Raw genomic sequence first — 17,037 nt, forward strand, 5'->3', positions numbered from 1 at the left:
AATGACTAATGTTGCATTTATAACTTGAATTCACGATGTAAAAACTATAGACGGATTCACTACTTTAAAGTCTTGTACAATTGTATAAACGAACTCTTGTGTAAGAACACCTGTAGTATCTGTTTGGTTAGGAGAGAGTTGGTTTTGCAATTTTTCTAAACGATCAACTTGACGCTGTAGTAAGCTTAATGTTGAAGAAGTGTAATCTTTACTAAGGTTTTTTAATCCAAATTTTAATGTTGCTATAGGAAGTTTAAATTCATGAGATACATTATCCACTATATTGTGTAAACTTTCTATTTCGTTTTCTTTTTTGCGTATTGTTTGATAAGTGATCGTAAACAATACAAGAATAAGTAGGCAGATAAATATAGAACCTACTAATAAAGGCATTAGCTTTAGTATTGCGAGACTTAAGTAGTTTGTTACTTCTAATTGTTTTTCTTGTTTGATAGTAATGTGAAGGTTATAATCTTCAGGACAATCCGTACAATTTTCAATTCCTTTGTTTTCAGATCGTTCATTAATTTCCCATTCTGAAGTTTGTATTTGGTGAGGGGTCACTACTTTAGTGGAAGTTTCTAACATCACAAAAGGACTTTCTATTAAATTTTGTTGAGTTGAATGTAAAATGATTGCAGTGACTATAACTTTTGAGGCTACGCCATATCCAAGAGGTTGAAAGGTACTATCTATTTTTTTGGCATAGAATTCATTATTTTCATTAAACTGTGTTTTAAAGGTCTTTTGTATTTGCTCTAATGTTGTTCTTCCTTGGGTTAATTTTATGAAAGCCTTATATAATAAATCTTCTTTAGAAAGTTGTGCTTTGACAAAAAAAGACTCTTCAAATATTTCGTCCATTTTTTCATTTGCAGTAGTTGCGATAGCTCTTTGTTCTAGCTTAATCACTTGATGGAAGTAAAAAGACATTACTCCTACAAGTGAAAGGTAGAAGATAGCAAAGGCTATTAAATAATAATGTGTTTTAAGTCTTTTCATAGATACAAATATACTGGATTTAAATACGTCATAGTATCTCTGTTCTCCGTTAACCCTTCATTAACCGTTCATTAACCACGCAAGATTAGCTATTTATGCAACTTTGAATAAAATTAATGAAAATATGAAACGTATTGTGATTTTATGGTGGCTTCTACTGTTAAGTACTATCTTTTATGCTCAAAGTTCTACTACAGCGGTTAAGGGAATTGTAGTAAGTGAAAAAGAAGAACCTTTAGCTTTTGTAACAATAATAGCTAAAGATGTGCATGATGACGTTGTTAAATCAATGTATACCGATGAATTGGGTGCTTTTGAGTTTTTTGTCTTAGAGGAATTTAACCAATTGGAATTTAGCTATATCGGATTCAAAACAAAGCAATATCTGATGAGTGATAGTATACCTGATATAATTGAACTAGAGTCAGTTGATTCTGTATTAGACGAATTAACGATAATTGCTAAAAAACCGATGGTAAAAAGAGAAGTTGATCGATTGATTTTTAACGTAGAAGATACTCCTTTGGCGAGTACAAATGCTTGGGAAATACTTAGTCAAACACCGGGTGTTAGTGCTATAGGAGATCAACTTTCTATCCGTGGAAAGGAGAGTATTTTAGTGACTATAAACGATAAGAAAGTAATGCTTACGGGGGATCAATTGAAGGATTTATTGGAAGGTACAGACGGATCATTAGTAGAAGCTGTAGAGGTAATCACGAATCCTCCAGCAAAGTATGATGCCCAAGGGAGTGCTGTACTGAATATAAAGCTTAAGAAAGAAGTTGCTTTGGGGTATAAAGGAAGTGTTGGAAGTAAATATAAACAAACAACTTATGCATTTAATACTTTGAGTACACAACACACATATACAGGTGAGAAAATTAACCTTTCAGGAAGTTATTCTTTTGCAAATGGAAAATCTGTTCGCTATAATAGAGATAATGTAATTTACGAAAATGGAGACCGTTGGGATAGCGATTTTAAAAGAATGAATAAGTCTCATGGAAAACATAGTTTTCAGACAGCATTGGACGTGAAGATAGATACTACCTTAACGCTAACGATAGGAGGTGATGGTTTTATTAATGAGTTGACAAAAGGAGATTATGTTATACCTACTTTAATCTACAACAAGGAAGGTGTTGTAGAATCTAATTATACGACAAGTATTAGTAAAAGAGCAAATATGGATACATATACGCTATATACACTACTTGATAAAAAATTTAGCAAAAAAAAGCATTTGCTGTGGTCTTCTTATTTTACTTATGATCTTCGCGATGATAATCAAGACGTTTTGACATTACTCAACTTCAAAGGAGAGCTTCCATCAGAGCGTTTTTATGCGACAAAGGATACTCAACGGGCTCGACTTTTTGTATCGGGTATAGATTATACGATTGGCGGAGAGTCTTCAAAGTGGGAATTAGGAGGGAAATATAGTATTGTGAAAGCATTGTATGACTTAGATTTTTATGATAAATCGGATGGTAATCTAGGATATCGCAGGGAGAAAAGTAATAATTACGACTACCAAGAATTAAATTGGGCAGGATATACTTCCTATACTCAGAATTGGGAAAAATGGCAATTGAAAGCAGGGCTTAGAGGAGAATATTCGATTATTCAGACTAGTACAAGTGGGATAGACGCAAACGATCAATCTTATTTTAAAGTATTTCCTACGTTTTATCTAAAGCGTGATTTGACAGAGGAACAATCCCTTACTTTTTCGTACGGTAAGCGAATATATAGACCATCGTACTCCTGGATGAATCCGGCTAAAAGTTTTTATAATCTATTTTCATACTTTAAAGGAGACCCTAATTTAAAGCCAACAATTAGTCATAACTTTAGTATAGGATATGATTATAATTACTGGAGTGTGGAAGCGATGTATAGCCATGAAATTAACCCTGTAATGGAGATTTCATTTCAAGAGGAGGACACGAATACGCTAGTCTATCATATGACAAACATTGATAGACGACGTCAACTAGGCCTTGTATTAAATACCCCCTATAAAGTTGGTGATTGGTTATTGTTGAATAGCTATTTTATTGTCGGGTATCAAGAGGATTATTTTTATGGAGAGGATAAAAAGCTTTACAAGAATGATGCTTTTGGTGTTATGGGGAGATTATTTGCTTCAGTTGATTTACATAAAAAGAGCAATTGGAAAGCGATGATGACTTATACGTATTCCTCTCCTTCTGTTCAAGGAACTTTTCAAATTAGTAGTTATCAGCGTACAGACTTGACAATGAGTCGCGAGTTTTTAGCAGGTAGATTAGTTGCTAATCTATATGTGTATAATATTTTTGGAAGTGATCGACAAATCATAAAAACCCAATATGCTAATCAAAATAATTATTTTAAAGACTATAGAGATACACAAGGATTTGCAATCTCACTAAAGTATAATTTTGGAAACCAAAAGATAAAGTATGAGGATAAAGAAATAGATATGAAAGACAAAGATAGATTGTAATTAGGTATTTCAAATAGAGATTCAATGTAAAAAAATAATGATAAATTAACTTACTTATTTGATTACTATCCATGACTATAAAATAAATATAGTAATCAAATAGAATAACTTAATAGTTTCTTATTTTGTGTGTAACTGCTTGTTATTGAGTGTAGTGTAATTTCACTTCATTAAAAAAAATATTAAAAATGAAGAAAGCGTTACTTACATTTGGTTTACTCACATTACAAGTAGTAAACCTTTTTGCTCAAGATATGCAACTCCCCTTATTAATACCAATGGAAGGAGCTGTTAACTTTAGAGATGTCGGAGGTTATGACACAAGTACAGGTAAGAAAGTATTAACAGGTAGAATATTTAGATCGGCAGAAATTAGCACCTTAGCAGCAAATGATTTAAAGCTTTTACACGACTTACATATAACGAGTGTTATAGATTTTCGCGGTACAGCTGAGGCGGAGAAAGCTCCGGACAAATTACCAGAGAATGCTTGGACTTGAATTAGGAATTAATAGACGCTTTGATTTCCTTCCTGGTTTTTGGAGTGGCTTTGGTGTTGAGGCTAATTATACTTTTATGGATAGTAGAGTGAATGTCCCTAGGCAGTTTAGAGAAGGAGAGGAGTTGATAACGGTCAAAGATAAAACGTCACTTCCTGACCAATCTAAACATTTGGGCAACCTTATTGTATTCTATGAAAAAGGTAAGTTTATGGTTAGATTAGCTGGTAATTATAGAGGTCGATCTATTAATGCGATTAACCAAAACTTAGGTAAAGATTATTATGTCTGGACAGATAGTAATTTTACATTAGATGCTTCTGCAACATTTGCTTTAAGTAGTAAAATTAAGTTTTTTCTGGAGTTAAATAATTTGACGAATGAACCACTAAAACAATATATAGGTGATAAGCGACGTATAACATCTTATGAGTGGTATGGAATTAAAGGTCAATTAGGAGTTCGAATTGATATTTTTTAAATCAATAGTGAATTTACTTTATGAATAGAATAAGGAATGAGCAATCACTAAGTATTTAAATGAAGACCTAGTTATTTTTTAATTGTTTAAAATATAGGTCATTTCAGAGAATACTCATTTATTTATGTGAGATTACAGGTCTTAATTACAATAAAAGAAGAGAATCGTTATAGGTTCTCTTTTTTTATGCTCTGGTCTACTGAATATAGTATATTGTATATAAATATTGTAATTTTAACAGTTAAAAATTTAGGGCTATGGAATTTGATTATTTCGATAAGATTCGGAAGATTAGGACAGGTATTCGTTTTTATAGTGAGCTGTTGATAGAAGCTTCTTGGAACATGTGGAATATCAAAACAAGGGTAGGGATCTTCTTCTTTTCCTTACTAATTGCTTTTGGTGTAACTTATTTTCTAGCTCCAGAAGAGTTTAGTGATGCGCAGAATTATACTATGTTTATTCTGATTTTTTCTATACTTCTTTGGGCTACGGAAGCAATTCCCCCTTTTGCAGTAGGCATAATGATTATTGGTTTTCTCGTCTATACGATGGGGAATATGGAAGGAGCAACGCTTTCTCCTCAAGAAATATCGGCGACTTGGTCAGATAGTGTGGTCTGGATATTTTTAGGAGGTTTCTTTTTGAGTGAGGGAATGAGAAAGACAAATTTAGACTTATCTATGTTTAAAAAGACGATTTCAATATTTGGAACTAACCCTAATATGCTTGTTTTAGGTATCATAGTGGTGACATCTGTTCTGTCATTGATTATATCAAATACAGCAACAGCTGCTATGGTATTAGCTTCAGTAATGCCATTGATTGATAGAGAGGGAAAAGACTCAATGATGTCTAAGGCTATTTTAGTCAGTATTCCTGCAGCAGCTACTTTCTCGGGAATGATGAGTATGGTGTCTACGCCGCCCAATCTAATTGTTGTGAACGTTTTAAAGTCAAAAGATTTTGATGTTAGTTTTACGCAATGGTTGTTTCTTGGATTCGTTCCAGCTATAATATTATTGATTAGTTTTTGGTTTGCAGTTGTACGAAAATATACCTCTAAGGTTAAAGGGTTAGATGTATCATTTGCTAATAAGGCGTTAGATCTAACTAATACAATGCGTTTACAACGATTAATTGTTATTATTATCCTTGTAATTACTGTTGGTATGTGGATGTTTGGCAATCGTTTAAATATTCCTACAGCAGGGGCAGCAATGATACCAATTATGTTTTTGCCTATGTTTGGAATTATTACAGCAGAGGATGTTCGTCGTTTGCCTTGGGATACTTTAATGCTTGTAGCAGGAGGTTTAGCTTTAGGTATGGCTATTAAGGAGTTGTTAGCACCTTATTACTCTCAGTTTCTTGTAGACATGGAGTTTAATGTGATTGTCATGATGATTATTTTTGCAGTGGTAACTGTTTTGTTTTCTAATATAATGAGCAGTACTGCTACAGCTACTATTGTGATAAATATTGCAGCAATTGTTTTGCCTCACGATCAACTTTTACCAGTAGGTTTGGTTGTTGGACTATGTGCTTCTTGTGGATTATTCTTACCAGTATCTACACCACCTAATGCCATTGTATTTGGTACAGGAATGTTGAAGCAAAAAGATTTTGTTATGGGTGGACTGTTTGGGGCAATATTAGGGACAATTATTATTATTTTATGGGTATTATTCTTACAATATTTTACGTCCTTTTTTGAATTGATATAATATTTAATAGATAAGCAAAGCGTGTAAATGATCCTTCAGTTACACGCTTTTATAAATAGAAAAGATAGCATTATTATATTTCACCTATAGGCGTTCTAAGAAATTCGTTATAATACCGTCTACTTGTAACGATTTCATACGCTGAATGTCTTCAATTTCATTTACGGTCCAAGGGTAAATCTTTAAGTTAGCTTGTTTTATTTTGCTTACATTCTCCTTGTTAAGTTTTTTGAAGTGAGGGTTTATAGCTACAGCTTTTACTTTATGAGCGAAGTCTATCGCATCTGCAGGGTCTTTACTTGTCAATACAGCGATATCAATATTACTATTGTTTTGGCGCATGATTTCTAATTCATTCCATTTAAAACTAGAAATGATAAAGTTGGAATCTGTCCATCCTTTTGCTTTAAAAGTCTCAATAACTTTAGCTGTAGCTTCAGCGGTATTTGCACCTTTTAACTCTATGTTTAAAACAACTTGTTTGTTTATTGTGTTAATAACCTCTTCTAGTGTTGGGATCTGGTATTGTCCATCTACAAATAATTGTTTTAATTCCTCTTTTGTATAATTTTCAATTTTCCCTTTTCCATTTGAAGTACGTTCTAAGGTTTCATCGTGAAACACCATTAATGAGCCATCTTTTACACGATAGATATCTATTTCAATAGCGTCACATCCCATATCTAGTGCTTTTTGTACTGATTCAACGGTGTTTTCAGCTATATGTCCCATAGCTCCTCTGTGACCTATTTTTATTGGAGTATTCGATTGAGCAAAGGCTATTGAACTCATAGTTAGGCAAGCAATTAATATTGTTTTTTTGATATTCATAAGGTTTGAATTAATAGTATAGGCAAAGGTTTATAAAAATTAACGAACGACCTTTAAGCTATTATTAATTCTATGTAAAGAAAAAGGCTGAATGTGAGTTCAGCCTTTTATCTTATTGTACAGGTGTACCGTATAAATCAAATTCTGTGGCTTCGTTAATTAGAATATTAACGAATTCCCCAATTTTTAGATAGTGTTGCGTTGCATCTATCAATACTTCATTATCAACATCTGGACTGTCAAATTCTGTACGACCGATAAAGTGGTTTCCTTCTTTTCTGTCGATGATACATTTAAACGTTTGTCCAACTTTTTCTTGGTTTAAGTCAAATGAAATTTGAGCTTGTAACTCCATGATTTCATTAGCTCTAGCTTGTTTTACATCGTCTGGAACATCATCTTCTAAACTATAGGCATGTGTGTTTTCTTCATGTGAGTAAGCAAAACATCCTAAACGTTCGAATTTCATCTCTTGTACCCAATCTTTCATGATTTGAAAGTCTTCTTCTGTTTCTCCAGGGTATCCGACTATCAATGTCGTACGGATTGTCATTCCAGGAACAGCAGCTCTGAAGTCTTGTAATAATTTTGTAGTCTTAGCTTGCGTAGTACCACGTCTCATCGATTTCAAAATATTGTCAGAGATATGTTGAAGAGGAATATCTAAGTAGTTACAAATCTTAGGTTCCTTCTTCATAAGTTCTAATACATCCATTGGAAACCCTGTAGGGAAAGCATAATGAAGACGAATCCATTCGATTCCTTCTACTTTCGCTAAGTTTTCCAATAACTCTGCTAGATTCCTTTTCTTATATAGGTCTAATCCGTAGTATGTCAAATCTTGTGCAATTAGGATTAATTCCTTAACACCTTTTGCTGCTAATCCTTCTGCTTCTTTAACAAGCTTTTCGATTGGTTGAGAAACGTGTTTTCCTCTCATTAAAGGAATTGCACAGAAACTACATGGGCGATCACATCCTTCTGCAATTTTAAGATAAGCATAGTTCTTAGGCGTTGTAGTCAAGCGCTCTCCTAATAATTCGTGCTTGTAGTCAGCTCCTAATGCTTTTAATAACAATGGTAAATCTGTAGTTCCAAAGTATTGATCAACATTTGGAATTTCAGCTTCTAAATCTGGTCTATAACGCTCAGATAAACATCCTGTAACGAATACTTTGTCAACAATACCTTGCTCTTTTTTATCTACGTATTCTAGGATAGTATTTACTGATTCAGCTTTCGCATTATTGATAAAACCACAAGTATTGATGACAACAATGTTACCTTCATCAGTAGTCGCTTCATGCGTTACTTCTTTTCCACTAGCTTTCAACTGTCCCATTAACACTTCACTGTCGTAAACGTTTTTAGAACAACCTAAAGTTATTACGTTGATTTTATTCTTTTTTAAAGTTTTGGTTCTCATTGATTTAAAAAAATTGGTCTGCAAAATTACATTTTTTTAACTACAAAGCATAGGCTTTCGTATAATTAAAATAGATCCCTAGATGTTAATAATCCTAGAAGTACTTTTATGTTATATTTGTTCTACTGTTCATATTGGTTTTTATTTTTAGTTAGTTCTTCGTTATTCTAATATACAAGCCTGTTTTTTATTGCTTACTTACAGATGATAAGGTGTCTTGTTAATTCAACGCCTATTTTGAATAGTATGATGAACTCGTAGTTTACTGATGTGCCAATAATCCTTTTAGTTTTAAAGTTTAGTTGTTGTTGTTTGATCTAATAAGTATAGAGTTGTTGTCCTTAGTTGGAAACAAATGTTGCCAATCTTTAGCTATAAGTGCAGTATTCCTGCAGTATAGTTGCCCAGAAGTACATTCTTGGCAACGAAAGTGCACCTATACTCGAGGTATAGGTCAAGAGTGAACGAAAAAAAGATATGTCTAATAAGGTTTTGAGATTAATCGTTACTGTGCTTATTTCTAAATCTTTTCGGGTAATCTAGACTATTGTCTTTCATAAGATGAAGAGTTATTGAAAAAAAAATAGGTTGTCATATAATTTGACAACCTATTTTAATTATAAATTTATAGGAATTGATTAGAATCGAATAGGGGGTTATAATTTAAAGATACCACCTATAGCTAATACTGTTTGTCCGTACCAGAAGTTGTGCATTGCTTTATCTGCTTTACTAGCTGTAGTACGTACGTCATACATGTCGATAAACCCACCTTTCAATTCTGCCTGAATAAAGAAGTGTTTAAAGAAAGTAACATTCAAACCAGCTTTTGCAGAGAATCCTAAACCAGCTACGTGAAATTGATCATATCTATCTTTTCTTAATAGCTTTGTGTTTGTTTTTGGGTATACCATACCAAAACCAACACCTTCGGTTAAGTTAATCTGTATTTTATCAGTGTTCCATACACCAAATAATTTTGATATATCGTCTACACGGTTAATCTCTACGTTTACGTAGTTTAATCCATCTGTATGCTCGAAAGTAAGGAAGTCTTCTGTCAGTAATACTTTGTTAGGTTCACCAGGGATTGTTTCACCATAGCTACCTTGACCAGGATAATAGCCAGAGATATTAACTGTTTGATTTTGATCCATTACATATTTCATGTGGTCTACCCCAATAGAAATGTTGTATTTATCACTAATGAAGTACCCAAGCCTAAAGTTTGTTTGAGGTATAGTCATACGAGTAGGATTGATATAATCTATATGCCACCCTTTTGGTCTATCTGATGCTTGTACATCTTCTAATGTGAAGTCGTAGTCCGCTCCTCTAAAACGGATATCAGAGTTAGAGAAGTATCCTCTATTTCCTCCCCAATAAACGTAGAACTTACCTTTGTTAGAATCAGTGTAACGAAGAGGTGTAGTTACTGCTTCTTGTGCTATTCCTATCATCGATGAGAATAGGCATAATACAGCGATAAGCTTGTAAATATGTTTCATGTTTTTATTGAATTTAATAAGTTTTTTTTGAGCTTGTAAAGGTACAATAAAAAATCTCTTTGCTAGTTTTCCTAGTAAAGAGATTCTTAGTGGTATAAATTCTAAAAGAGTTTAAAAATTAACGCTGTAAGTTAGGTTGATCCAGTTCTCTTTTGTTTTAATAGTAGCATTGTTATAAAGGTTGTTGAACCCCATATCAACAATTGATGTTTTATATTCTTTAGCAGTATTGGTGTAGGCTAAGTCTAATCTAGATCTACCGAAGTTATAGCCTAACCCTAAAGAGAAACTATTAAGATCACCAACAAATTGAACGTTTTTGTAAGGGCTTTGTTCGTATCTGTACCCACCTCTTAAACTAAATTGTTGGATTCTATATTCTGCACCAACTCTTAATTCACTAGCAACTTGTAGTTCATTTTTAAAATCACTATTTATATCTGTGTAGTAAGCAGTCGGCTTATATTTTGTTTTTGTGTAATCTTTTAGAGCATAGTCAATACTAATTAATCCTTTGTCATCGAAGACATAAGCCAAACTAGCAGTGTATTTTGCAGGAGTATTAATTTTATATTTTGGTGTCCTTAGGATGACATTTGGCTGTACATAAAATTGTTCAGTAGCACCATTAATTACCATTTGGGTATTTAATCCTTGATACATTTCATCTGTTAAAGAGTACCATGTAGGAGATTGGTAAGCAAGTCCTGCTCTTAGCCCATCAGTAATTTGAGCGATAGCGCCTAGGTTAAATGAAAAACCGGTACCATAGGTGTAAGTACTATTGAAGAAGTTCATTTCTTCTGATTTTTGACTTACAGGATCTATGGCTGTTTGATAGGTATTACTATCTACAGTATAGTCAACGGTATGTAGGTTTAGATTAGCACCAATATAGAATCTCTTGCCTAATTGAGCTGCAAAGTTTCCACTAAAAATATCTGTTCCTCCAGATGTACGGATACTTCTACTTTGTTGGTAAGGTGTACTTGTAAGAAAGTCATAGGCATAGCCACCACCATTAACTTCAGAGAAAAGTTGTGCATTATAACCTAAAAAGGCATTTCTACCTGTGAGCCCACCGTAATAGTCAGCATCTAAATAACCATCTGTAATAGTTGTAGTACTTGATTGAGGCTTAATCACATCTAGTGGTATTGGCCCTCCATTAGGTCCTCCTTGATTTGCTATTTGCAAGAAATAATCCCCTAGGGATATTTCGTTATCAATTCCTTGAAAAGATACTTTGTTGCGCATTTGATTACTACTTTCATAATTAAAAGAAAGTGTAAACTTCTTCATTAACGCATCTGGATTGAAAGAGTTAAAGACAAATAAAGCACCTAATTGACTGAGGTCAAGTGCATCTTGATTTTTACTTCTATCCGTTCCATTGTAGTTTGCCTTATTATTGTTATTTACATAAGACATTGAGAAAGAAGCCATGTTGTTATTAAAAAAAGCACCACCAGCAGGGTTTATTTTTAAAGCGGATAAATCTCCACCTACAGCTCCAAAAGCTCCATTCATTGCACGAAACCTTGCAGTACCATTTAAGTCAGTTTGGCTTAATGGCATGCTCGTGTGCATATTAAGTTCCTGTGCTATTGCTGGGATTGATAGCCCCAAAAGGATACTTGTTATTGCGATTGATTTTATTTTCATATTAAAAAAGAGTCTAGGTTAATTATTTATCTACTATAAGTACTTCTTGAACTACTAGACGAGCTACTCCTTGGGCTATAAGACGAAGATGAAGAACTTCTGCTATATGTTGATCTATTATAGTTACTTTGGTTTGAGCGATTTGTATTGCTATTGTAGTTTGATCTGTTATAATTAGAGTTTGTATTAGAATTTGTATTATTCCCTCTATTGTAATTTGATCTACTATAGTTTGATCTGTTATAATTACTATTGCTATTCGAATTGTTGAAATTGTTTCTAGAATAGTTAGTTCTATTATAATTTGAACTGTTTATGTTATTACGCGAATAGTTTGTTCTATTATAGCCTGAGCTATTTAAGTTATTGCGTGAGTAGTTTGTTCTATTATAGCTTGTTCTGTTATAATTACCTTGGTTGCTAGTTCTGCTATAAGTTGTTCTGTTATAGGTAGAAGGCTGTCTATGACTAGTAGCATATACTGGTCTTGAATAATAATGATTATTGTAGTACGGGTGTCCCCAATACCCTCCATAGTATCCACCATAATACCCTCCGTAGTATCCACCCCAGCCAAAGCTGAAGCCCCAACCACCATAAAAATAAGGATCATAAAAAGGATCGTAGAAGCCATAATTATAGTAAGGGTAGCCATATCTATGATAAGGGTAACCATATCCATAATAAGGATACCCGTAACTTCCATAATTATTGTTGTATATATTAACTTTTACATCATTAGGTTGGCTTCCCCAAGCACCGTAGTTATTAACTATTTTAGCTTCTGTTCTTTGAGGAATTGTATCTAATAAAGGAGAAGAATAATTATTGATATCAGTGAAATATTCAAAGTCATCACTTTTGTTAGCGAAATACTGTTCGTAATACTGCTGTTGAGGTTGTTGTTGAACATGATTTGCTGGAGCATTTGTATTGTAAATACCATCGTCATAATAAGATGTATTATAGTACGAACCACAAGAAGTAATCAGTACACTTACTAAAAGTAGTACTAAGGACTTACTTATATTTGTTGAGTTTTTTACAAATGTTTTCATTTCCGCTTTTTTTAATTGTTGGTAAAACAAATTTAATTAGATTTGTGGAATTATTATAGTTAATTAAGAGTTAAACAATTTTAACTGCTAATATATTAAAAATGAGCAAGAATATTACTAAAAGAAGCGAGGATTACTCTAAGTGGTACAATGAATTAGTAGTCAAAGCAGATTTGGCTGAAAATTCTGGTGTACGTGGGTGTATGGTGATAAAACCGTATGGATATGCTATCTGGGAGAAGATGCAAGGAGAATTAGACAAAATGTTTAAAGAGACAGGACACCAAAATGCATATTTTCCGTTGTTTATCCCCAAGTCGTATTTTAGTAAAGAGGCTAGTCACGTAGATGGATTTGCTAAGGAGTGTGCAGTTGTGACACATTATCGATTAAAGACAGGTGAGGATGGGAAAACGATTGAAGTTGATCCAGACGCTAAGTTAGAGGAGGAATTAATTGTACGTCCTACTTCTGAAACGATTATTTGGGATACATATAGAAAGTGGATTGAGTCATATAGAGACTTACCTATATTAGTTAACCAGTGGGCAAATGTTGTTCGTTGGGAAATGAGAACCCGTTTGTTTTTAAGAACAGCCGAGTTTCTTTGGCAAGAAGGGCATACGGCACATGCTACAGAACAAGAGGCAATAGCGGAAGCTGAACAAATGCTTGATGTATATGCTGATTTTGCTGAGAACTTTATGGCGATTCCTGTTGTTAAAGGGTTTAAAACAGAGAATGAACGTTTTGCTGGAGCAATTGAAACATATTGTATAGAGGCACTAATGCAGGATGGTAAAGCACTGCAAGCTGGTACATCTCATTTCTTAGGGCAGAACTTTGCTAAAGCATTTGATGTTAAGTTTACTTCTAAAGAAGGTAAGCAAGAACATGTATGGGCTACATCATGGGGAGTGAGTACTCGTCTAATGGGAGCGCTAATCATGACACATTCGGATGATAATGGATTAGTTTTACCTCCTAATGTAGCTCCAATTCAAGTGGTTATTGTTCCTATACATAAGAACGATGAGCAGCTAGAGGCTATTCGTGAAGAAGTTAAGAAAATTACAGATAGATTTAAAAAACTGAATATTTCATTCAAGTTTGATGATCGCACGACTTATAAACCAGGATGGAAGTTCGCAGAATATGAGTTAAAAGGTGTGCCAGTACGTTTAGCAGTAGGGCCAAAAGATCTTGAGAATGGTACTTTTGAGGTAGCACGTCGTGATACCTTAACTAAAGAAGTAGTATCTAAAGAGGGAATTGTGGAGTATATTCAAGATTTATTAGAAGCTATCCAAGAAAACCTATTTAAAAAAGCACATGATTATAGAGCAGAACACATTACTGAAGTAAATTCTTTTGAAGAGTTTAAAGAAATTTTAAATGAAAAAGGAGGGTTTGTTTCTGCGCATTGGGATGGTACAATTGAGACAGAGGAGAAGATAAAAGATCTAACTAAAGCTACAATTCGCTGTATTCCAATTGATAGAAAAGAAGAGGAAGGTGTGTGTGTGCTAACAGGTATGCCTTCTAAGGGGAGAGTGTTATTTGCTAAAGCATACTAAAATTCATTTTTTTTTGTTTTTCTCTTGCGGGATAAAAAAAATATTGTAGTTTTGCATCCGCATTAGAGAACAAATGGTCCGTTCGTCTAGGGGTTAGGACGCCAGGTTTTCATCCTGGTAACAGGGGTTCGATTCCCCTACGGACTACAAAGTTCTTAAAAGAATATCTTTAATGCATGGTCCGTTCGTCTAGGGGTTAGGACGCCAGGTTTTCATCCTGGTAACAGGGGTTCGATTCCCCTACGGACTACAGGTTCTTTAATGAATCGTTATATAAAATTTTGGTCCGTTCGTCTAGGGGTTAGGACGCCAGGTTTTCATCCTGGTAACAGGGGTTCGATTCCCCTACGGACTACAAAGTTCTTAAGGAACAAAAGAAAATGAAGGTTATGGTCCGTTCGTCTAGGGGTTAGGACGCCAGGTTTTCATCCTGGTAACAGGGGTTCGATTCCCCTACGGACTACAGAGAAAAAATAGTATAGACTTAATAAAATATTTAAACGAAATGGCAAATCATAAGTCAGCTTTAAAAAGAATTAGAAGTAACGAAAAGAAAAGAGTACTTAACAGATATCAGCATAAAACAACTCGTAATGCGATTAAAGCTTTACGTTTGATTGAAGATCAAAAAGAGGCTGCTGAAAAGTTACCTGTAGTAGTATCAATGATTGATAAGTTAGCTAAGAAAAATATTATTCACAATAATAAAGCTTCTAACTTAAAATCTAAGTTAACTAAACACGTTGCTGCATTATAATAATTGCAAAGCAAGTGTCTTTTAAAGTAAAGAAAAGAATACAAGCTCTCAATTAATGAGAGCTTTTTTTGTTGATTTATAGCTAAATTCGTATTTTACAAAATAACTAATTTTAAAATCCTTATATGACACCAATTAGGAATATTGCTATTATAGCACACGTTGACCATGGTAAAACTACTATGGTGGACAAAATATTACACCACTGTCAATTATTTCGTGAGAATGAAAGTACTGGAGAATTAATTTTGGATAATGAGGATATCGAGAGAGAAAGAGGTATAACTATTACTTCTAAAAACGTTTCGGTAAACTACAAAGGAACTAAAATTAATATTATCGATACTCCAGGGCACGCGGACTTTGGTGGAGAGGTTGAACGTGTACTGAATATGGCTGATGGTGTGCTTTTGATTGTAGATGCTTTTGAAGGACCGATGCCGCAAACACGTTTTGTATTGCAAAAAGCGATTAGTTTAGGTCTTAAGCCTTGTGTAGTTGTTAATAAAGTTGACAAAGAAAACTGTACACCAGATGAAGTACACGAAAAGGTATTTGACTTAATGTTTGAACTAGGAGCAGAAGAATGGCAGATGGATTTCCCAGCTGTGTATGGTTCTGCTAAGAACAACTGGATGTCTGATGATTGGCAAAAGCCAACTGATTCTTTCGAGCCGTTATTAGATATGGTTTTAGAGCACATTCCAGCTGCTAAAGTAAATGAAGGTACTCCTCAGATGTTGATTACTTCATTAGATTACTCTACTTTTACAGGACGTATTGCTATTGGTCGTTTACATAGAGGTATTTTAAAAGAAGGAATGAATATTTCTTTAATTAAGAGAGATGGTAAGATTGTAAAATCTAAGATCAAAGAATTACATACTTTTGAAGGTTTAGGACGTAAGAAAGTAACAGAAGTTCACGCTGGAGATATTTGTGCTGTAGTTGGTATTGAAGGATTTGAAATTGGAGATGTAATTGCTGATTTTGAAAATCCAGAAGCATTACCAACAATTACTATTGATGAGCCTACAATGAGTATGTTGTTTACAATTAACGATTCCCCATTCTTTGGTAAGGAAGGTAAATTCGTTACTTCAAGACATATTAAGGATCGTTTGAACAAAGAGTTAGAAAAGAATTTAGCTCTTCGTGTACATGAGACTGATAGTGCTGATAAATTTATGGTATTTGGACGTGGTGTATTACACTTATCAGTTTTAATTGAGACAATGCGTCGTGAAGGCTATGAGTTACAAATTGGACAACCACAAGTAATTCTTAAAGAGATTGATGGAGTTAAATGTGAGCCAGTTGAAGAATTAACAATTGATATTCCTGAAAACTTATCTGGTCGTGCTGTTGAGTACGTTTCTTTGAAAAAAGGTGAGATGACTAGCATGGAGCCTAGAGGAGAGCGTATGATTATTAAATTCTTAATTCCTTCAAGAGGTATTATTGGATTGAGAAATCAATTGTTAACGGCAACTGCAGGTGAGGCTATTATGTCACACCGTTTCTTAGAGTATCAACCTTACAAAGGTGAGATAGCTGGGCGTACTAACGGTTCTTTAATATCAATGGAGAATGGTAAGGCTATTCCATATTCTATAGATAAATTACAAGACCGTGGTAAGTTCTTCGTAGATCCAAATGAGGATATCTATGAAGGTCAAGTTATTGGTGAGAACTCTCGTGGAGATGATATGACAGTAAATGTTACTAAAACGAAAAAATTAACTAACGTTCGTTCTTCAGGAGCAGATGATAAAGCGCGTATTGTACCAGCTATCAAATTCTCTTTAGAAGAAGCTTTAGAGTATATCCAAAAAGACGAGTATGTTGAGGTAACACCAAAATCATTGCGTTTAAGAAAGATATTTTTAAAAGAAACTGATCGTAAGAGAAACAAAATAGGATAATATCTTTACTGATATATAAAAGTAAGGGGAAGCTGTCTAAGCTTCCCCTTTTTTTGGTGTGCCCAGCATGGGCAATAACTATAGGG

General features: G+C 33.9%; 13 protein-coding genes and 4 tRNA genes. 11 read left to right on the plus strand and 6 right to left on the minus strand.

Annotated features, from left to right (window positions below; genetic code table 11):
• Positions 1 to 30: 30 nt before the first annotated feature.
• On the minus strand, positions 31 to 1,002 hold the full coding sequence (locus tag GJV77_RS13640; RefSeq protein WP_155036892.1) for a sensor histidine kinase: 972 nt from the start codon (positions 1,000 to 1,002) through the stop codon (positions 31 to 33).
• 124 nt (positions 1,003 to 1,126) lie between these two features.
• Here GJV77_RS13640 and GJV77_RS13645 point away from each other — a divergent pair, with 124 nt between their 5' ends.
• From GJV77_RS13645 to GJV77_RS13660, 4 genes are all read left to right on the plus strand, one after another.
• Positions 1,127 to 3,496, plus strand: coding sequence for a TonB-dependent receptor (locus tag GJV77_RS13645; protein ID WP_155036893.1), 2,370 nt, complete (start codon positions 1,127 to 1,129; stop codon positions 3,494 to 3,496).
• Positions 3,497 to 3,684: 188 nt separating this feature from the next.
• Positions 3,685 to 3,996 carry a tyrosine-protein phosphatase gene (locus tag GJV77_RS13650; protein WP_155036894.1) on the plus strand — a complete coding sequence of 104 codons (312 nt, stop codon included), beginning with the start codon at positions 3,685 to 3,687 and terminating at the stop codon, positions 3,994 to 3,996.
• Positions 3,983 to 4,477 carry a TonB-dependent receptor domain-containing protein gene (locus GJV77_RS13655; RefSeq protein ID WP_155036895.1) on the plus strand — a complete coding sequence of 165 codons (495 nt, stop codon included), beginning with the start codon at positions 3,983 to 3,985 and terminating at the stop codon, positions 4,475 to 4,477. Before GJV77_RS13650 ends, GJV77_RS13655 begins: the two co-directional genes overlap by 14 nt.
• Before the next feature lie 257 nt (positions 4,478 to 4,734).
• A complete protein-coding gene (locus GJV77_RS13660; protein WP_155036896.1) occupies positions 4,735 to 6,204 on the plus strand; it encodes an SLC13 family permease in 1,470 nt (489 codons plus the stop codon).
• Positions 6,205 to 6,288: 84 nt separating this feature from the next.
• On the opposite strand, the gene GJV77_RS13665 is transcribed toward GJV77_RS13660, so the two are convergent.
• The 5 genes from GJV77_RS13665 to GJV77_RS13685 form a co-directional block, all read right to left on the minus strand.
• Complete coding sequence (locus GJV77_RS13665) at positions 6,289 to 7,035, minus strand: glycerophosphodiester phosphodiesterase (RefSeq protein WP_155036897.1); 747 nt, start codon at positions 7,033 to 7,035, stop codon at positions 6,289 to 6,291.
• 112 nt (positions 7,036 to 7,147) lie between these two features.
• Positions 7,148 to 8,461, minus strand: coding sequence for a 30S ribosomal protein S12 methylthiotransferase RimO (gene rimO / locus GJV77_RS13670; RefSeq protein ID WP_155036898.1), 1,314 nt, complete (start codon positions 8,459 to 8,461; stop codon positions 7,148 to 7,150).
• A 656-nt stretch (positions 8,462 to 9,117) separates the two neighbouring features.
• Entirely contained in the window at positions 9,118 to 9,969 is an 852-nt protein-coding gene (locus GJV77_RS13675; RefSeq protein ID WP_155036899.1) for a hypothetical protein, read from the minus strand.
• A gap of 111 nt (positions 9,970 to 10,080) precedes the next feature.
• Positions 10,081 to 11,634, minus strand: coding sequence for an OmpP1/FadL family transporter (locus GJV77_RS13680; RefSeq protein ID WP_155036900.1), 1,554 nt, complete (start codon positions 11,632 to 11,634; stop codon positions 10,081 to 10,083).
• A gap of 26 nt (positions 11,635 to 11,660) precedes the next feature.
• Positions 11,661 to 12,692 (minus strand): hypothetical protein, encoded by a 1,032-nt coding sequence (locus GJV77_RS13685; protein WP_155036901.1) that lies wholly within the window; start codon positions 12,690 to 12,692, stop codon positions 11,661 to 11,663.
• A gap of 101 nt (positions 12,693 to 12,793) precedes the next feature.
• Between GJV77_RS13685 and proS the strand changes: the two genes are divergently transcribed.
• The 7 genes from proS (at position 12,794) to typA (ending at position 16,951) form a co-directional block, all read left to right on the plus strand.
• Complete coding sequence (proS, locus tag GJV77_RS13690; protein ID WP_155036902.1) at positions 12,794 to 14,269, plus strand: proline--tRNA ligase; 1,476 nt, start codon at positions 12,794 to 12,796, stop codon at positions 14,267 to 14,269.
• A 75-nt stretch (positions 14,270 to 14,344) separates the two neighbouring features.
• Positions 14,345 to 14,416: transfer RNA gene (locus GJV77_RS13695), tRNA-Glu, on the plus strand.
• 31 nt (positions 14,417 to 14,447) lie between these two features.
• A tRNA-Glu gene (locus tag GJV77_RS13700) sits at positions 14,448 to 14,519 on the plus strand.
• Between the two features lie 33 nt (positions 14,520 to 14,552).
• A tRNA-Glu gene (locus tag GJV77_RS13705) sits at positions 14,553 to 14,624 on the plus strand.
• A gap of 36 nt (positions 14,625 to 14,660) precedes the next feature.
• Positions 14,661 to 14,732: transfer RNA gene (locus GJV77_RS13710), tRNA-Glu, on the plus strand.
• Positions 14,733 to 14,774: 42 nt separating this feature from the next.
• Complete coding sequence (gene rpsT / locus GJV77_RS13715) at positions 14,775 to 15,026, plus strand: 30S ribosomal protein S20 (RefSeq protein WP_155036903.1); 252 nt, start codon at positions 14,775 to 14,777, stop codon at positions 15,024 to 15,026.
• Positions 15,027 to 15,151: 125 nt separating this feature from the next.
• The gene (gene typA, locus GJV77_RS13720) at positions 15,152 to 16,951 is read left to right on the plus strand and encodes a translational GTPase TypA (protein ID WP_155036904.1); all 1,800 of its coding nucleotides are present in this window, start codon (positions 15,152 to 15,154) and stop codon (positions 16,949 to 16,951) included.
• Positions 16,952 to 17,037 lie beyond the last annotated feature (86 nt).

The sequence above is a fragment of the Myroides pelagicus genome (assembly GCF_009711055.1).
GTDB lineage: Bacteria > Bacteroidota > Bacteroidia > Flavobacteriales > Flavobacteriaceae > Flavobacterium > Flavobacterium pelagicum.

Bases quoted from the DNA above. Each gene is read 5' to 3' on its own strand.
- GJV77_RS13655 (WP_155036895.1), top strand. From the start codon at position 3,983: ATGCTTGGACTTGAATTAGGAATTAATAGACGCTTTGATTTCCTTCCT.
- GJV77_RS13680 (WP_155036900.1), bottom strand. From the start codon at position 11,634: ATGAAAATAAAATCAATCGCAATAACAAGTATCCTTTTGGGGCTATCA.
- rimO (WP_155036898.1), bottom strand. From the start codon at position 8,461: ATGAGAACCAAAACTTTAAAAAAGAATAAAATCAACGTAATAACTTTA.
- GJV77_RS13660 (WP_155036896.1), top strand. From the start codon at position 4,735: ATGGAATTTGATTATTTCGATAAGATTCGGAAGATTAGGACAGGTATT.
- GJV77_RS13650 (WP_155036894.1), top strand. From the start codon at position 3,685: ATGAAGAAAGCGTTACTTACATTTGGTTTACTCACATTACAAGTAGTA.
- typA (WP_155036904.1), top strand. From the start codon at position 15,152: ATGACACCAATTAGGAATATTGCTATTATAGCACACGTTGACCATGGT.
- GJV77_RS13675 (WP_155036899.1), bottom strand. From the start codon at position 9,969: ATGAAACATATTTACAAGCTTATCGCTGTATTATGCCTATTCTCATCG.
- GJV77_RS13665 (WP_155036897.1), bottom strand. From the start codon at position 7,035: ATGAATATCAAAAAAACAATATTAATTGCTTGCCTAACTATGAGTTCA.
- GJV77_RS13645 (WP_155036893.1), top strand. From the start codon at position 1,127: ATGAAACGTATTGTGATTTTATGGTGGCTTCTACTGTTAAGTACTATC.
- rpsT (WP_155036903.1), top strand. From the start codon at position 14,775: ATGGCAAATCATAAGTCAGCTTTAAAAAGAATTAGAAGTAACGAAAAG.
- GJV77_RS13640 (WP_155036892.1), bottom strand. From the start codon at position 1,002: ATGAAAAGACTTAAAACACATTATTATTTAATAGCCTTTGCTATCTTC.
- proS (WP_155036902.1), top strand. From the start codon at position 12,794: ATGAGCAAGAATATTACTAAAAGAAGCGAGGATTACTCTAAGTGGTAC.
- GJV77_RS13685 (WP_155036901.1), bottom strand. From the start codon at position 12,692: ATGAAAACATTTGTAAAAAACTCAACAAATATAAGTAAGTCCTTAGTA.